This is a genomic window from Gordonia sp. (in: high G+C Gram-positive bacteria), assembly GCF_020438995.1.
Classification (GTDB): Bacteria; Actinomycetota; Actinomycetes; order Mycobacteriales; family Mycobacteriaceae; genus Gordonia.
Map to the genome: position 1 here is coordinate 1 of NZ_JAGQTN010000291.1, position 16,384 is coordinate 16,384.

Sequence of the window (16,384 nt, forward strand, 5' to 3'; positions counted from 1 at the left end):
AGCAGGTGCTCGGACGGCACCAGCGGTCCGCGGTACAGGTCGACCGGGCCCATGTCACGGTGGATCAGCTTGAACCAGGCGCGGGCGAACGCATCGGCGAGCTCGTCGGGATGATCGAGCCAGCGGCGGGTGATCTTCTCGTAGATCGGGTCGAACCGAAGTGCCAGGTCGGAGGTCAGCATCGACGGATGGGTCTTGCCAGGGCCGAACGGCTCGGGTACCGAGTTGGCCCAGCCGTTGTCCTTGGGCCGCCACTGCTGCGCGCCGGCGGGGCTGTGGAACAGTTCCCACTCGTTGCTGTAGAGGATCTCCAGGAAGCTGTTGTCCCACTTGGTGGGGGTGTGCGTCCAGATGACCTCCAGGCCGCTGCCCATCGCGTCGGGACCGATGCCGGTACCCACCGAGCTGACCCAGCCCAGACCCTGCTGTTCGATCGGTGCGGCCTCGGGCTCGGCACCGACCTTGTCGCCGTCACCGTTGCCGTGGGTCTTGCCGAAGGTGTGCCCGCCGACGATCAGCGCGGCGGTCTCCTCGTCGTTCATCGCCATCCGGCCGAAGGTCTCGCGGATGTCGATGGCCGAGGCGAGCGGATCCGGATTGCCGTTGGGCCCTTCGGGATTGACGTAGATCAGGCCCATCTGCACGGCTGCGAGCGGGTTGGCGAGGTCGCGTTCGCCGCTGTAGCGCCGATCGGCGAGCCATTCGGCCTCCGGGCCCCAGTACACCTCTTCGGGCTCCCATTCGTCCTTGCGGCCGAACGCGAAACCGAATGTCTTGAAGCCCATTGCATCCAGTGCGACATTGCCGGCGAAGACCAGCAGGTCGGCCCAGGAAAGGGCGTTGCCGTACTTCTTCTTGATCGGCCACAGCAGACGGCGCGCCTTGTCCAGGCCCACGTTGTCCGGCCAGCTGTTGAGCGGGGCGAAACGCTGCATGCCCGCACCGGCGCCGCCGCGGCCGTCGGACACGCGGTAGGTACCGGCCGCATGCCACGACATGCGGATGAACAGCGGTCCGTAATTGCCGAAGTCGGCGGGCCACCAGTCCTGCGAATCGGTCAGCAGAGCCTTGACGTCGGCCGTAAGAGCTTCCACATCAAGGCTTTCCAGCGCCTTGTCGTAGTCGAAATCGCCACCGAGGGGATTTCCGACATCGGGATTGTGCGCCAGCAGCTTCAGGTTGAGCAGGCCCGGCCACCAGTCGCGGTTGCCGCCGCCCTCGGTGGGAGGTGCGATGGTGTCGTGGGCCACCGGGCATCCGCCGGACGGTGCCGTGCCGCCCTGCGGCGTCTGGGGGGTGTCGGTTGTCTCGCTCATGAGATTGATGATCCTTTCGGTGATCGACCGAGAAAATAGGTAAGTCGACTGCCCGCCGGAAGTGGGTCTCCGGCGCGCTGATTGGGGTTCGGTCGATGGTTGGACTGCGAAAATGGCTGTGCCGCAGTATTGATCGTTCGGCCAAGCGGGAAAATCGTGGGGGCTGGTTGGTGGTCCTTGTTGGAGTGGGTCGGGGCTGGACAGGGTTGGGTCAGGCGGTCTCGGTCCGGGTCGCCGAGCAGTCGGGGCACAGGCCCCAATAGATCACCTCGGCCTCATCGACGACGAAGCCTTGGTCGTTCGACGGTGTGAGACAAGGGGCTTGGCCGATCGCGCAGTCGACGTCGCCGATGGTCCCGCACTGTCGGCACACCACGTGGTGATGGTTGTCGTCGATCCTGGCCTCGTAGCGCGCGAGATGACCGGACGGCTGGATCTTGCGAATCAGCCGCGAAGTGGTCAGGGCCCGCAGTACGTCGTAAACGGCCTGGGTCGAGACATCCGGCAGTGTGGAGCGCACCGCACCGACGATGGTGTCGGTATCGGCGTGCGGATGAGAGTGAACGGCCTCCAGAACGGCGACCCGCGGCCGCGTCACCCGAAGGCCGCTGCCACGGATTCGGTCCGCGAAGGTGGATTGCTCACTCACCTCACCTACGGTAGGCGCGCCGCAGCGGTTTGTCATCAGTTTTCTGGAATCAATCCAGAAAAGTTAGGCAACCCTGTGTCGGGAGTCACTATTTCTTCAGAGTGCCACCGATCGGCTCATCTCGCAGCGTTTCGCGACGCATTACCCTAGCTTTGCTAATAAATATCGCTCGCAACGATTTCGGACCTTTACGCAGCTGCGGTATTGCTGTGGAGCACCTGGGTGATGGGGGCTACATTGTGCCCATGGGGAACAACTGGCCGATGATCGAGCGTGAACTGGAGTTCGCTCGGATCCGGGACGCACTCGGAGACAAGAACGGCCACTGCGGCGTCGTGCTGACCGGCGATGCGGGGGTCGGCAAGACGACACTGGCGCGATATGCCGTGGACGGAATGGAACTGCAGGTGCGCTGGGTTGCGGGCACTGTATCCGCACGCAGCATTCCGCTCGGGGTGTTCGCGCATCTGGTGGGGCCGGCAACCTCCAGCGATCCTGTCACCTACCTCGCCGCCGCCCGCGAATCCCTGCTCTCGGACGGACATCCGGTCATCGGCGTCGACGACGCCCACCTGCTCGACGAACTGTCGGCGACGCTGCTGCATCAACTGGCCATCGACAAGGCCGTCCATATCATTGCCACGGTACGTAGTGGCGAAGCGGTGCCCGACGCCATCACATCGCTGTGGAAGGACGACCACGTCGTCCGGGTGGCATTGACACCGTTCAGCAAGGAGCAGAGCGTCGAACTGGTCGAACGAGTCCTCGGCGGACGACTCGAGGGTCTGTCGGCCGACCTCATGTGGGACGCGTCCGGCGGCAACGCGCTGTTCTTGCGGCACCTGGTGCAGGGCGCCGTCGAATCGGGAAGCCTGCGTGAGGTGAACAATGTGTGGCAGCTTCGCGGCCGGGCCACGATCACCTCCGAACTTGCAGCCCTGCTCGAAAGCCGCATCGACAAGCTCGATGACGACGTGACGCACGTATTGCAATTGCTCACGCTGTGCGAGCCGATCGACCTCGACGTCCTCATGGAGCTGGCGGGCGAGCGGCCGGTGGAGAATGCCGAAGACGCCGGCCTGATCCGGATCGGCCGCGACGGCCGGGCACTGACCGTCCGCTATGCCCACCCCCTTTTCGGCGAGGTGATTCGCAAGCGGCTCGGCTTCGCGGCGTCCCGTCGTCTGCGGGGCAAACTCGTCTCCGCATTGCGTACCCGTCCGCTGCGTACGGCCTCGGATCGTATCCGGCTCGCCGGATTGGCTCTCGAGAGTGATGCCGACGCCGATGCCGAGCTGTTCGCCGCGGCTGCCCGGGATTCGCTGATGCTCGCCGACGTGTCGATGGGCGAGCGGTTCGCACGCGCCGCCGTCGACGAGGGTGCGGGCGTGATAGCCGCGAGTCTGCTTGCGCGAGCACTCATGTGGAAGGGCCGCAATACCGAATCCGACGCGGTGCTCGCCGGATACGACCCGGCAGCGCTCGACGACGGCGAACTCCTCGTCTGGGGACTGCAGCGGATCGGCAACCTGTTCTGGGGTCAGGGCGATGTCAGCGCCGCCGACGATGTGCTCGCGCTGGTCCGGGAGCGGATCACCGATCCGGTCCTGAGCCAGATCGTCGACGGAATCGCCTCGGCCTGTGCGCTTTTCACCGGTGATATCGCGGGTGCGATCGAATTGTCCGACAAGGTGCTCGACGCGTCCGCGCCGCTGCCGTGGGCCACCGAGTGGGCGGTCTTCGGTGGCGGGCTCGCGCGCGCCCTCGCCGGCCGCGGCGCCGAGGTGGCCGCCATCGCCCGTCGTGGGCACAGCGCGGAGACGAGCACCGATGGGGTACTGCGATTTCCGGCGGGCTTCGGTGAGATTCTGGCGCTGACGCTGACCGGACAATTGTCAGCGGCCCAGTCCGCGGCCGACCAGTACGTCGAATTCTCTTCCGCCGGACAGTATCTGGCTTGGGCACTATCGGGAACGCACATGGCCGCCGTCGACGTCGCACGCGGGCGGTTCCCCGCCGCGGTCGAGCGGATCGAGCAGACCATGGCGGCGCTGGCGGACCAGGACAGGCTGTCGTGGGTCTTCCCCGGCAGAATCTATCTCGCACAGTCGTATTCGGCGCTCGGTGATTCCAAAGCAGCCGCCGGGGTCCTTGCCGCCGCCCGCTCGTGTTCGGGTCCGGCCGTCGAGGTCTTCCGGCACATGCTCGAGATCGCGCAGGCGTGGCAGTACGCATCCGAGGGCATGGTGTCGGCCGCGTCGACGCACGCGCGCACCACCGCCACCGCGGCGGCGGCGAGCGGTCAGTTCGCCATCGAGGCTGAAGCCCTGCACGCGGTGGCCCGGTTCGGTACTCCCGACGAAGAGGTGCCCGTCCGCCTCGCCGAGCTGGCGGCGCAGATCGACGGGGACCTGGTGGGGCTGTACGCGCGGCATGCGCGCGCCGTCGTCGAGTCCGATGCCGGTGCGCTCGACGGGTGCGCCGCCGAGTTCGAGCGGATCGGTGCGCTGTTGTCGGCGGCCGATTCGGCTGCCGCGGCGGCCACCCTCCACGACAGTGTGGGTGAGCGGACCGCGCTGGCGGCCTCGGCCAAGACAACCACCAGGCTGTCGGCGCAGTGTGGTGGCCTGCACACCCCGGCCGTGGTGGAGTCGGCCAACCCGCTGCCGCTGACCGTCCGGGAACGAGAGGTCGCCAACCTGGTCGCCGCAGGCCTGACCAACCGGGAGATCGCCGACAGACTGGTGGTGTCGGTGCGGACCGTCGAAGGTCACGTCCTGCGGGCGTGCACCAAACTCGGTGTCGGTGACCGCGCGGCGCTGGCGGCGTTCCTCACCGGTGATAGCTGAGCACGGCGCCGGTGCTACGTGGGTGACCGGCCACGCGCGTCCGGTGATCGAGTAGCCGACTACCCGTGACACACCTCGTGACCGTTCGTACTGTCGGAACATGACCTGGGAGGGCCGATGAAAACGCTGGTGGTGTGCTGTGACGGTACGTGGAAACGTGCCGACGACGTCGACGTGTCCAACATCGAGAAGATCGCCCGCGCCGTGGCGCCGGTGGACGCGGACGGAAAGCCGCAGATCGTCTACTACCGGGCCGGCGTGGGTACCGGCGGCAGCAAGACCGAGCGCCTCGTGGGCGGCGCGTTCGGGATCGGGCTGGATTCGGCCATCGTCGACGCCTACCGGTTCCTGGCGCTGAACTACGAGAAGGGTGACAAGGTCTACGTCTTCGGGTTCAGCCGCGGTGCCTACACCGCGCGCAGTCTGGTCGGGATGATCGCCACGATCGGACTGCTCAAACCACAGGGCGTGGCTTCCGGAAAACTGCCGAAGGCGTTGAAGCTGTACCGCGAACGGCCACGGCGCAAGTCCGGATTCGATCCGGGGTTCAAGGGAAACCCGCAGTGGGACAAGGAGAACGAGGAGTTTGCACCGTTCTGTCACGAACCGGTGCCCATCGCGTTCCTCGGCGTGTTCGACACCGTCGGGGCGCTGGGAGCACCGGGACCGACGCGACGCCGGTACCGCTTCCACGACGTACGACTGAGCGAGCAGGTGCTCGTGGCCCGGCAGGCGCTGGCCGCCGCCGAACGCAGACGGGCATTCGCGCCATGTCTGTGGGGCCGCATCAACGCCGACGGTGGTAGTCGCGATGTGGTGCAGGTGTGGTTCGACGGTGTGCACTCCGACGTCGGCGGCGGCTACGAGAACTGCGTACTCGGCGACCGGACGCTGGCCTGGATGGTCACCGAGGCAACCAAGACCGGACTGGCCTTCGACCTCGACCGGATCGTGCCCAACCGCTGTCAACTCGACGAGGAGGCGCACAATTCGCTGACCGTGTTCTATCGCATCGCCAACGTCTTCAGCAGGTTCGCGGCAGCATACGGCAGACGGATGCCGTCGGATCTGCTGAAGAGGTTCCGACGCGGCTGGCGGAACTTCGCGCCCATGGTCGACCCCGTCGACGCCGACGAAATCCAGCGGTGGGAACAACAGTACGAAGAGGCGGTACCCGCTGAGCGGGCGGTGATGACCAAGCCGCGCCCGGACGACGGACGCGCCTGGTGTGTGCTCCTGGCGCAGCCGGCACTCGACAGACTGGGCGGTGCGAAGCGCTGGCCGGTCAACCCGAACATGACGGTCTGGCTCGATGAACTCGCCGAGTGTGGCGCCACCCCGCAGGACATCGCGGTGTCCGTGCCGACCCTTGCCGACCTCGCCGTCGACCACCAGGAGACCGGGTCGGCCGCGGGATGAGTTTGCTGCCCGAAACGGCGCGGGTTGTTAGTGTCGTCCCATGCCAGAGCTCACGTCGGACGTCGGTACCCGGTCCGGTGAGGACGTTCACCCCGAAGACCTGCGACCCGGCGACATAGTCGGACGCGCTGATCACCCGGATGAGCGAGTCGTGGTGTCCGGGATCAGTGTCCCGGTGATGATGCCCACCGGCCGGGTTCCCGAGCATGTGTTGCGCTACCTGGTATGCGTCGCCTACGGCGACGGAATCGGCTATGTCATCGGTGTTTTCGCCGACGAGACCGTGGTGCGATATCCGCGCGGCACGCGCGTCAACCCGGGACCGCACGGCGAGCTCGCCGACCCGGCCTGAGCCTGCCCTGCCCCGCGAGCGCGGGGCCTCACTATCATCGACTCGGTGACAGTGCGGTCGAGAGGCACCCGGCCCCGGCTCGCATCCACCGAGATTGGAGAACAGCCATATGACGCAGCTAGGTGTGGTCGGCGGAGGCACCATGGGCGCCGGAATCGCCGAGGTCGCGGCCCGCGCCGGCGACCAGGTCCTGATCCTCGAACGTGACCAGGAGACCGCCGACGCGGCGCGTGCCCGGATTGCGGCGTCCCTGGCCCGTGGCGTCAAGCGGGGCAAGCTGAGCGAGTCCGACGCCGACGCCGCGCTGGCCCGGTTGAGCACCACGACGACCGTCGACGACTTCAGCGATCGGGAACTGGTCATCGAAGCGCTCCCGGAGATCGAGAACCTCAAGGTGTCGTTCTTCGCCGACCTGGACAGGGTCACCCCGAAGGAGACGATCCTGGCCACCAACACCTCGTCGATCCCCATCATCCGGGTGTCCAAGGAGGTCGCCGACCCGTCCCGCGTGGTGGGAGTGCACTTCTTCAACCCGGTGCCCGTAATGCCGCTGGTGGAGATCATCTCCAGCCTCGCCACCGCACCCGAGGCGGCGCAGAAGGTCACCGACTACGTCCGTGACAACCTCGGCAAGAAGCCGATCCAGGCCGGTGACCGTGGCGGATTCGTCGTCAACGCACTGCTGATCCCGTACCTGGTGAGCGCCATCCGCATGTTCGAGAGCGGCTACGCATCCAAGGAAGACATCGACACCGGCATGGTCAACGGATGCGCGCATCCGCAGGGTCCGCTGGCCCTGTGCGACACCGTCGGCCTCGACATCGTGCTCGATGTGTCGGAGTCTCTGTACGACGAGTTCCGCGAATCGCACTACGCCCCGCCGCCGCTCCTGCGCCGGATGGTCGACGCGGGCTATCTCGGCCGCAAGAGCGGCCGCGGGTTCTACGACTACGCCAAGTAGCCGCGCGACCGGGCCCGCGGTCAGTTGAACACCCGGTTGACCCCGGCCAACGTGATGTGGACCACTAGTATGCAGGACCATGACAAGTGGACATATCGGGTTGATCCGGGGTCGTCGGGGGATTCGGACAGCACTCACCGCGATCGTGACCGCCGCGCTGGCGGCCGTCGCGCTCTGCGCAGCGCCGGTGGCGCAGGCTGCTCCGGCATGGCGCCTGGCCGGGACGTCGGGCTATCCGAGCATCGACGCCAACCAGGGGCTTGCCACGACCGCGTCGGGGCGGCTCACGGTTCGCGGGTACACGTCGATCCGTCCGGATCTCGCGCTCTCGGGCTGGAACCACATCGGGGACCACGACATCCATCGCGGTCAAATCTATGACGCCTACGAAAACCTGTCGTCGGGACGCAAGCTCTTCGTGGTGACCGATGCCGCCGGTCGTAGTCGCTCGTACTTCCATCGGGTGCGGCCGGGGGAGAAGGGCAACAATTCCTTCGCCACCGTCTCGCCGTCGGGCAAGTATCTGGTGTCCGGGGAGTTCGGTAAGCAGCGCCGGCTGCTGGTGTTCGCCAATCCCGTCGGGCAGCCCGATGGTTCGACGATCCGCTATCTCGGGGAGATCCGGTTCGACCGCACCGTCGGCGACATCCAGTCGTGTGACTTCATGAACGAGCGGACATTGCTGTGCGTGGACGACGATCGGCCGGTCAAGACGGTACATGCGGTCAACCTGACGGCGCCGCTCGGCGGGGACGTCACCTCGGCACGGTTGTCGACGGCTCTGACGTTGCCGCTGCGGGGCCGCAGCGCCTGCACCGGTGACTGGGAATCGGAGGGCGTGGACTACGACGCGACCCGTCAGGTGCTGCGGGTGGCGGCCATCGAGCCGCTGCCGTGCCTGCTGAACACCGTCGTGTTCCGGTTCGCCCGATAGGGATCACCGTCATCGTGCGTCCTCGGACGAAGATCAGTCGCCGCTGCGCAGATCGGCCTTGGCCAGGTGCACCACGCCGGCGATGAAGAAGCCGATGGCGATGGCCGCGAAATACAGCATCGAACCGAGCGCACCACCGAACGGGCTGTCGAAGGTCACCATCTGACCGGCGCCGATCTCGGCGTTGCGGAACGGTGACCAGCGCTGCAGCAGGATTCCGAAGTCCCCCTGCAAGAACTCGACGAACTTCTCGACGCCGAACTTCCACAGCAGGATGAGCATCACCACCAGGCCGGGGCGGGGGAACAGCGCCGACAATCCGAGACCGAGCGCAATGACGAGCACCGTGAGCAGCGGCGTACCGAGCCATAGGCGCACACCGTCGTAGGAGAACACGTCGACACGGCCCCAGACATCGGGGAACAGCAGGTGGTAGCCCCACATGATGCCGAATGTGATGATCATCGAGGCCATACCCGAGATACCGCCGAAGACGATGAGTTTGGCGACGGGTAACAACCATCGGCGTGGCTGGACGGCGAAGGCCAGCTCGACGGTGCCGTCGCGGAACTCGCCGCAGAACGAGGTCACCGCGCCGGTCATCAGGATGAACGTGGAGAACACGATGATCCAGTACGCGGCGTTGTTGGTGTCCATGCCGCCGCTGCCGTCGATCTTGTTGAGCTGGGCGGCCTTGGCGATACCGAAATTGAGGGCCGCGGGGATGAACGCGGCCAAGGGGAGTACGGCGTACCACAGGGGACTGCGGTGACCGAGCTTGGCGAACTCGGCCCGGACGGCGCGCAGCAGATGTGTTACCGGATTCGCCGAGCCCGGAACTCGCGGCACCGCCGGCACGGGCACTGTGTCGGGTCTGCGGTGCGTCATGACCCTGAACCGCCTGCGACGTAGTCGACGCTGGTGCGGGTGATGGCCAGGTACGCCGACTCCAACCGGCGGGGACCCGATCCGAGCGCGAGCACCTCGGTGCGGCTCGCGTCGGTCAGGACCCGGCCCTTGCCCATGATGATGATCCGGTCCGCGGTGATCTCGACCTCCGACAGGCTGTGGGATGCCACCAGCACAGCTTTGCCCTGCGCGGTGAGCGTCCGGAACAGTTCACGCAGCCACAGAGTGCCCTCGACATCGAGACCGTTGGCGGGTTCGTCGAGCACGACGCACCGCGGATCGCCGAGCAGTGCGGTGGCTATTCCGAGGCGCTGCAACATCCCGTAGGAAAACTTGCCGGTCAGTCGTCCTGCCACGGAACCCAGTCCGACCAGGTCCAGGACCCTGTCGGCGTCGCCGGGGGGAACGCCGGCCAGCCGCGCCTGCCATCGCAGGTGCTGGAGCGCCGTGTGTTTGGGGTTGTGGGCGAACGGATTGAGACCGAAACCGATCGCGCGTTTGAGTTGCGCGAAATCCCGGAGACGACGGCCGTCGACCGTGATCGAGCCCGCATCCGGCGTGGTCAGACCCGCGACCATCCGCAGCACCGTCGTCTTACCCGCCCCGTTGGGGCCCAGGAGGTAGGAGAGCGAGCCGGCGCCGGCGCCGAGGGTGACATCATCGACGACCACGTTGTCGCCGAAACGCTTGGACACCCCCGACACCGAGATCCCCGGACGGGGGATCGCCGGCGCGCCCGGCAGGGGGTTCAGTAGCCCCAGTTCTTGACGCCGTTGCAGCCCGAGGCCCGGCAGTTGGCCTTCCAATCGAACTTCCACAGCCCGCCCTGACGGACGTAGTAGTAGGTGAACGACTGAGCGGGGAAGCCGGCCATGACGCCACGACCGCGCAACGACATGCGGTTGCCGTTGACGACCGGCTTACCCAGGACGCGCCCCTGGATGGAGAAGAAGTCGTAGGAACGGCTCATCGACATCACCTGGCGCAGGTTTTTCTGCACGGTGGGGTTGTTGCCGTTGAGGCTGACCTCGAACTTGGGATTGATCGGCAGGTTCGGGTTCCAGAAGGCCGCGTACTGACGTTCCATCTGGGCCACCGAAGGCTGCGCGGACCGCACGTAGAGGTCGGCGACCTTGCCGTTGCGGATCGACACGTCGGCCGAGGCAGGTGAGACCAACCCGGCGGACAGGAATATCGCGAAAAGCCCGACCAACACAACGCGCACAATCCGCCGCATCACAGCTCCCTCGTTCACAGGATCGAAATCGTCGAATGACTGGGGTGAACCGTATAAAGACGCGCTTACTTAGTCAACCCTAAGTGCAATGGCCGGTGCGGAATCAGCTTCGGGCGATGCCGCGGATCGGGCGAACCGGTCAGCCCAGATCGCTCGCCGAGAAGGTGTCGCACGAGTTGGGATCGCCGCTCTTGTAGCCGGTGCTGAACCACTTCACCCGCTGCTTGGACGAACCGTGCGTCCAGCTTTCCGGATTGGAGTTGGAACCCTGGATAGTGTCGTCGCCGATGGCGCGCGCGGTCTGGATGGCCGATGCGATCTGATCGGAGGTCAGCGGTTTCAGGAGCGCGTCGTCGCCCTTGTCTGCGTGATAGGCCCACACACCCGCGTAGCAGTCGGCCTGCAACTCGATGCGCACCGAACCCGACGTGGCCCCGTGTGAGCCCATCTTGTTGCCCTTCTGCAGGGAACCGGTCAGGTTCTGCACGTGATGGCCGTACTCGTGGGCCACGACGTACATCTGCGAGAGCGGGCCGTCGCTGCCACCCATCTTCACGAGCATGTCGAAGAAGGTGGGATCGAAATAGGCGGTCTTGTCGGCGGGGCAGTAGAACGGACCGGTCGAGGAGGACGCGGCGCCGCACGCGGTGTTGACCGTGTCCGAGAAGATCACCGTTTTCGGCTCGGTGTAACCCTTGAGCAGGTCGGTCCACACCCTGTCGACGCTGACCGTCGTGGCCTTGATGCGGCAGATGGTGTCGCTGTTGGCTTTCTCGTATGTGCAGGACTGAAGGTGCTTGTCGATCTCGGACACCACGGCCGTGTCGTCCGACGATCCACCGCCCCCGCCCATGATGTCGCCGGGATTGAGGCCGAACAACAGCGCCACGATCGTCACGAGGACGCCGGCGCCGCCGCCGAGCGCGATGCGCCCGCCCCGGCCGCCACCGCCTCCGCCGCCGGAGACGTTGCCGGTTTCGATGGATCCGCTGCCGCTGAAAGTCACGGGAAACATCATGGCATGACGAGAGCCCGGTCACGCGCAGGAATGCGCTGGACAGCGCGCGGGTCGTGTCGTGGACCCGGTGCCGGGAGGCGGTTGTGGCCCTGCGCGCCAGATGGGGCACGATGGAAGGGCCGATTCGGCGCCCGCACGCGTTCGATGCACGCACGTGCGACGGCCTTCTCTCGTCGGGGGCCGCGCCGAAAGTAACCACCCTTTGGAAGGACCCCCAGTGCTCCGCACACATCTCGCCGGATCGTTGCGCCGCAGCGATGCCTCGCAGACCGTCACAGTCGCCGGTTGGGTCGCGCACCGTCGCGATCACGGTGGCGTGGTCTTCATCGACCTTCGTGACAGCTCGGGGCTGGTGCAGGTGGTGTTCCGTAACGAGGACGTCGCCGCGGTGGCGCACCGGTTGCGTGCCGAATACTGCGTTGCGGTGACCGGTGTGGTCGAGGAACGTCCTGAGGGCAGCGAGAACCCGAACCTGGCGTCGGGGGAGATCGAGATCAACGCGGTGACGCTCGAGGTGCTCAACGAGTCCGCTCCGCTGCCCTTCCAGCTCGACGAATCGCCGGGCGAGGAAGCGCGCCTGCGGCACCGCTACCTGGACCTGCGCCGCGAAGGGCCGGCCAAGGCTATCCGGTTGCGTTCGCAGGTCAGCGCCGCCGCCCGCGGGGTGCTGGCCGGCCACGACTTCGTGGAGATCGAGACCCCGACCCTGACCCGCTCGACACCCGAGGGCGCCCGCGACTTCCTGGTGCCCGCACGACTGCAGCCCGGCACGTTCTACGCGCTGCCGCAGTCGCCGCAGCTGTTCAAGCAGTTGCTGATGGTCGCCGGGATGGAACGCTACTACCAGATCGCGCGCTGCTACCGCGACGAGGACTTCCGCGCCGACCGCCAGCCCGAGTTCACCCAACTCGACGTCGAGATGAGCTTCGTCGACCAGGACGACGTGATCGCGCTGGCCGAACAGATCCTCGTCGCCCTGTGGAGGCTGATCGGTGTGGAGATCGCCACGCCCATCCCGCGGATGACCTACGCCGACGCGATGCGCCGCTACGGCTCGGACAAGCCCGACCTGCGGTTCGGCATCGAGCTGGTCGAGTGCACCGAGTTCTTCGCCGACACCCCGTTCCGCGTGTTCAAGGCCCCGTACGTGGGTGCCGTCGTCATGCCGGGCGGTGCCTCGCAGCCCCGTCGGCAGCTCGACGCCTGGCAGGAGTGGGCCAAGCAGCGCGGAGCCAAGGGTCTGGCGTACATCCTGGTGCAGGAGGACGGTTCGCTCGGCGGTCCGGTCGCCAAGAACCTATCCGACGCCGAGCGTGCCGGCATCGTCGAGCACGTGGGCGCGGCGCCGGGCGACTGCATCTTCTTCGCCGCCGGACCGGTCAAGGCACAGCGGGCGTTGCTCGGTGCCGCGCGCGGCGAGATCGCCTCGCGGCTGGGCCTGATCAAGGACGGCGACTGGGCGTTCACCTGGGTCGTCGACGCCCCGCTGTTCGAGCCCGCCGACGAGGCGACCGCCTCCGGCGACGTGGCCGTCGGCTCGGGTGCGTGGACCGCGGTGCATCACGCGTTCACCTCGCCCAAGCCCGAATCGCTGGAACTGCTCGACACCGATCCGGGTGCCGCGCTGGCCTACGCCTACGACATCGTGTGCAACGGCAACGAGATCGGCGGCGGCTCGATCCGTATCCACCGGCGCGACATCCAGGAAAAGGTGTTCGCGATCATGGGCATCAGCCACGACGAGGCGCAGGAGAAGTTCGGCTTCCTGCTCGACGCGTTCGCCTACGGCGCACCCCCGCACGGCGGCATCGCCTTCGGCTGGGACCGGATCACCGCACTGCTCGCCGGCGAGAACTCGATCCGCGAGGTCATCGCCTTCCCGAAGTCCGGTGGCGGCGTCGACCCGCTCACCGACGCCCCGGCGGCGATCACCGCGCAGCAGCGCAAGGAGTCCGGTATCGACGCCAAGCCCGCGGTGCGTGCCGATCAGCAGGCCACCGCCGCGGAGTAGTCGGCACCTGAACGAACCCGACGTGTGGGAGGCATCCGGCCGGGTGCCTCCCACACGCGTCCAGGCTGTGATCCGGCGTCGGTGTTGTCCGCATGCCAAGCGAGGCAACGGTATGTGTGATGAGATTTTCACCATGACTGTGGAGGTGCTCGGATGACAATCAAGGTCGCGCTGGAACATAGGACGAGTTACGCATTCGATCGGCCCGTCAAGATCTATCCACACGTGGTGCGCCTTCGTCCTGCCCCGCATTCGCGTACACCGATCGAGGCGTATTCGCTCACGATCGAACCCGACGACCACTTCCTGAACTGGCAGCAGGATGCGTTTGCCAATTATCAAGCGCGCCTGGTCTTTCCGAACCCGTCGACGAAGCTGTCGATCACCGTCAGCCTGATCGCCGATCTCACCGCGATCAACCCCTTCGACTTCTTCGTCGAGGACTGGGCCGAGAATTACGGTTTCGAGTATCCCGAGGATCTGCGTCGGGATCTGGAGATCTACCTGCGCCCGGCGGGCGTCACCGAAGGCGAGTTCTCGGGCGCACCGATCCACCCCGAGGTGGCCGTCTTCGCCGAGAAGTACCGGCCCACCGGCAAGACCCGCGTCATCGACTTCCTGGTGGCGATCAATCAGGCGGTCTGCTCGGCGGTCAACTACACGGTCCGGCTCGAAGCGGGTGTGCAGACGCCCGAGTACACGTTGTCCAGCGCGATCGGTTCGTGCCGCGACTCGGCGTGGCTGCTGGTCGCGCTACTGCGGCACCTGGGGCTGGCCGCCCGGTTCGTCTCCGGCTACCTCGTGCAGCTGACCTCCGACATCAAGGCCATCGACGGTCCGTCCGGGCCCGACGCCGACTTCACCGACCTGCACGCGTGGGCCGAGGTGTACCTGCCCGGTGCGGGCTGGGTCGGCATGGACCCCACGTCGGGCCTGTTCGCCGGCGAGGGACACATCCCGCTCGCGGCCACCCCGCATCCCGGGGGCGCGGCACCGATCACCGGTGCGACCGGTCCATGCCACGCCACCCTCGACTTCTCCAACTCGGTCACCCGTTTCCACGAGGACCCGCGGGTCACGCTCCCGTACACACCCGAGCAGTGGAACAAGGTCCTGGATCTGGGTGGCCGGCTCGACAAACGGATGCACGACAACGACGTCCGCCTGACGATGGGCGGGGAGCCCACCTTCGTCTCCACCGAGAACCAGACCGGCGCCGAATGGACCACTGCGGCCGACGGACCGCACAAGCGGTTGCTCGCGTCGAAGCTGACCGAACGGCTCAAGGACGACTACGCGCCCGGCGGACTCGTGCAGCGCAGCCAGGGCAAGTGGTATCCGGGCGAGCCGCTGCCGCGTTGGCAGATCGCGCTGATGTGGCGCACCGACGGCAAACCGATCTGGCGCCGGCCCGAACTGCTCGCCGACCCGTGGACCACGATGGATGCCACGCGCGCCGCCATCGACACCGAGACCTCCGGTCCGCAACCCGGTGAAGGTGGCGGACACGTACGGGCCAGGGCACTGCTGATGGCGTTCGCCGATGCGCTCGGCCTGCCGGCCACTCAGGTGATGCCGGCGTTCGAGGATCCGCTGGCGCGGATGCGCGAGCTGGCCGCGCTCCCGCCCGGTGACCCGGCGAGCGATCCCACTCTCGTCACCCAACTCACCGTCGCCCTCGCCGAGGCAGCCGTCGACATCGAAGAACCCGACGAGGAGGCCGACGACCTCGATCCGACCGCCGACTCGGTGAAGGCCAGGCAGTCACTGCTGGCCAGGCTCGATGAAGCGGTCACCGTACCCACGGCGTATGTGTTGCCGCTCAACAGGTCCGACGACGGCACGGCATGGCAGTCGGCGAAGTGGACGATGCGCCGCGGCCGGATCGTCCTGACCCCGGGAACATCGCCGGCCGGCCTGCGCCTGCCGCTCGACTCGCTGTCCTGGGGACCGGCCCCCACCGTCTTCGAGTCCGATCCGTCGGTGCGCCGGCCGGATCTGCCCGACGATGTGAGCGGCACCGTCGGGCACATCGTGAAGCGCACCGACCCGAGCCAGTTCCTGCCGCGCACCGCGCTCGTCGCGCAGGTACGTGGTGATGTGCTGCACGTGTTCCTGCCACCGACGTCGTACCTGGAGGAGTACCTGGCGGTGATCGGGATGCTCGAGGACGCCGCGGCGGCCGCGAAGACGCCGGTGGTCGTCGAGGGCTACGGCCCGCCCGGCGACGCCCGCCTGACCACGCTGACCGTCACCCCCGACCCCGGCGTCATCGAGGTCAACATCCAGCCGACCACCAGTTTCGCCGAACAGTCCGACCTGCTCGAGTCGCTCTACGAGCATGCCCGGCACGTGAAACTCGGTACCGAGAGCTTCGACCTCGACGGCAGCCACGGCGGCACCGGCGGCGGCAACCACATCACCCTCGGCGGCCCGACCCCCGCCGACTCGCCGATGCTGCGCCGTCCGGACCTGCTGGTGTCGATGCTGACGTATTGGCAGCGCCATCCCGCGCTGTCGTACCTGTTCTCGGGGCGTTTCGTCGGCACCACCTCGCAGGCGCCGCGCGCCGACGAGGGCCGCGAATCGGCGCTGTACGAACTGGAAATCGCGTTCGCCGAGATCGACCGGCTGGCGACCAAGGGCGAGCCGGGAACAGGCGTCGACGCCCCACCGAACCCGTGGGTCACCGATCGGGCGCTGCGACACCTGCTCACCGACATCACCGG

General features: G+C 67.0%; 13 protein-coding genes. 7 read left to right on the plus strand and 6 right to left on the minus strand.

The window, feature by feature from the left end; all coding sequences use genetic code 11:
* Both KDB67_RS20535 and KDB67_RS20540 read right to left on the minus strand, forming a co-directional pair.
* The coding region (locus KDB67_RS20535; protein ID WP_366852669.1) for a peroxidase family protein at nucleotides 1-1,316 on the minus strand (1,316 nt) is incomplete at its 3' end.
* A gap of 211 nt (nucleotides 1,317-1,527) precedes the next feature.
* Nucleotides 1,528-2,001 (minus strand): Fur family transcriptional regulator, encoded by a 474-nt coding sequence (locus KDB67_RS20540; RefSeq protein WP_291020043.1) that lies wholly within the window; start codon nucleotides 1,999-2,001, stop codon nucleotides 1,528-1,530.
* 209 nt (nucleotides 2,002-2,210) lie between these two features.
* Between KDB67_RS20540 and KDB67_RS20545 the strand changes: the two genes are divergently transcribed.
* From KDB67_RS20545 to KDB67_RS20565, 5 genes are all read left to right on the plus strand, one after another.
* Nucleotides 2,211-4,814 carry a LuxR family transcriptional regulator gene (locus KDB67_RS20545; protein WP_291020046.1) on the plus strand — a complete coding sequence of 868 codons (2,604 nt, stop codon included), beginning with the start codon at nucleotides 2,211-2,213 and terminating at the stop codon, nucleotides 4,812-4,814.
* A 117-nt stretch (nucleotides 4,815-4,931) separates the two neighbouring features.
* Nucleotides 4,932-6,233 (plus strand): DUF2235 domain-containing protein, encoded by a 1,302-nt coding sequence (locus KDB67_RS20550; protein ID WP_291020049.1) that lies wholly within the window; start codon nucleotides 4,932-4,934, stop codon nucleotides 6,231-6,233.
* A gap of 40 nt (nucleotides 6,234-6,273) precedes the next feature.
* A complete protein-coding gene (locus KDB67_RS20555; RefSeq protein ID WP_291020052.1) occupies nucleotides 6,274-6,585 on the plus strand; it encodes a hypothetical protein in 312 nt (103 codons plus the stop codon).
* A gap of 109 nt (nucleotides 6,586-6,694) precedes the next feature.
* Complete coding sequence (locus KDB67_RS20560; RefSeq protein WP_291020055.1) at nucleotides 6,695-7,546, plus strand: 3-hydroxybutyryl-CoA dehydrogenase; 852 nt, start codon at nucleotides 6,695-6,697, stop codon at nucleotides 7,544-7,546.
* A 79-nt stretch (nucleotides 7,547-7,625) separates the two neighbouring features.
* The gene (locus KDB67_RS20565) at nucleotides 7,626-8,480 is read left to right on the plus strand and encodes a hypothetical protein (RefSeq protein ID WP_291020057.1); all 855 of its coding nucleotides are present in this window, start codon (nucleotides 7,626-7,628) and stop codon (nucleotides 8,478-8,480) included.
* Between the two features lie 33 nt (nucleotides 8,481-8,513).
* Here KDB67_RS20565 and KDB67_RS20570 read toward each other — a convergent pair whose 3' ends face one another.
* The 4 genes from KDB67_RS20570 to KDB67_RS20585 all read right to left on the minus strand — a co-directional run bounded on the left by KDB67_RS20570 (nucleotide 8,514) and on the right by KDB67_RS20585 (nucleotide 11,632).
* Complete coding sequence (locus KDB67_RS20570; RefSeq protein WP_291020060.1) at nucleotides 8,514-9,368, minus strand: ABC transporter permease; 855 nt, start codon at nucleotides 9,366-9,368, stop codon at nucleotides 8,514-8,516.
* Nucleotides 9,365-10,084 carry an ATP-binding cassette domain-containing protein gene (locus KDB67_RS20575; protein ID WP_291020063.1) on the minus strand — a complete coding sequence of 240 codons (720 nt, stop codon included), beginning with the start codon at nucleotides 10,082-10,084 and terminating at the stop codon, nucleotides 9,365-9,367. Before KDB67_RS20575 ends, KDB67_RS20570 begins: the two co-directional genes overlap by 4 nt.
* Before the next feature lie 53 nt (nucleotides 10,085-10,137).
* Nucleotides 10,138-10,626 carry a hypothetical protein gene (locus KDB67_RS20580; RefSeq protein WP_291020076.1) on the minus strand — a complete coding sequence of 163 codons (489 nt, stop codon included), beginning with the start codon at nucleotides 10,624-10,626 and terminating at the stop codon, nucleotides 10,138-10,140.
* 139 nt (nucleotides 10,627-10,765) lie between these two features.
* Nucleotides 10,766-11,632 carry a neutral zinc metallopeptidase gene (locus tag KDB67_RS20585; protein WP_291020082.1) on the minus strand — a complete coding sequence of 289 codons (867 nt, stop codon included), beginning with the start codon at nucleotides 11,630-11,632 and terminating at the stop codon, nucleotides 10,766-10,768.
* A 229-nt stretch (nucleotides 11,633-11,861) separates the two neighbouring features.
* On the opposite strand from KDB67_RS20585, the gene aspS reads away from it, so the two are divergent.
* Nucleotides 11,862-13,655: an aspartate--tRNA ligase gene (aspS, locus tag KDB67_RS20590; protein WP_291020078.1), complete on the plus strand. Its 1,794-nt coding sequence runs from the start codon at nucleotides 11,862-11,864 to the stop codon at nucleotides 13,653-13,655.
* Nucleotides 13,656-13,808: 153 nt separating this feature from the next.
* On the plus strand, nucleotides 13,809-16,384 hold a 2,576-nt coding region (locus KDB67_RS20595), incomplete at its 3' end, for a transglutaminase family protein (RefSeq protein ID WP_291020080.1).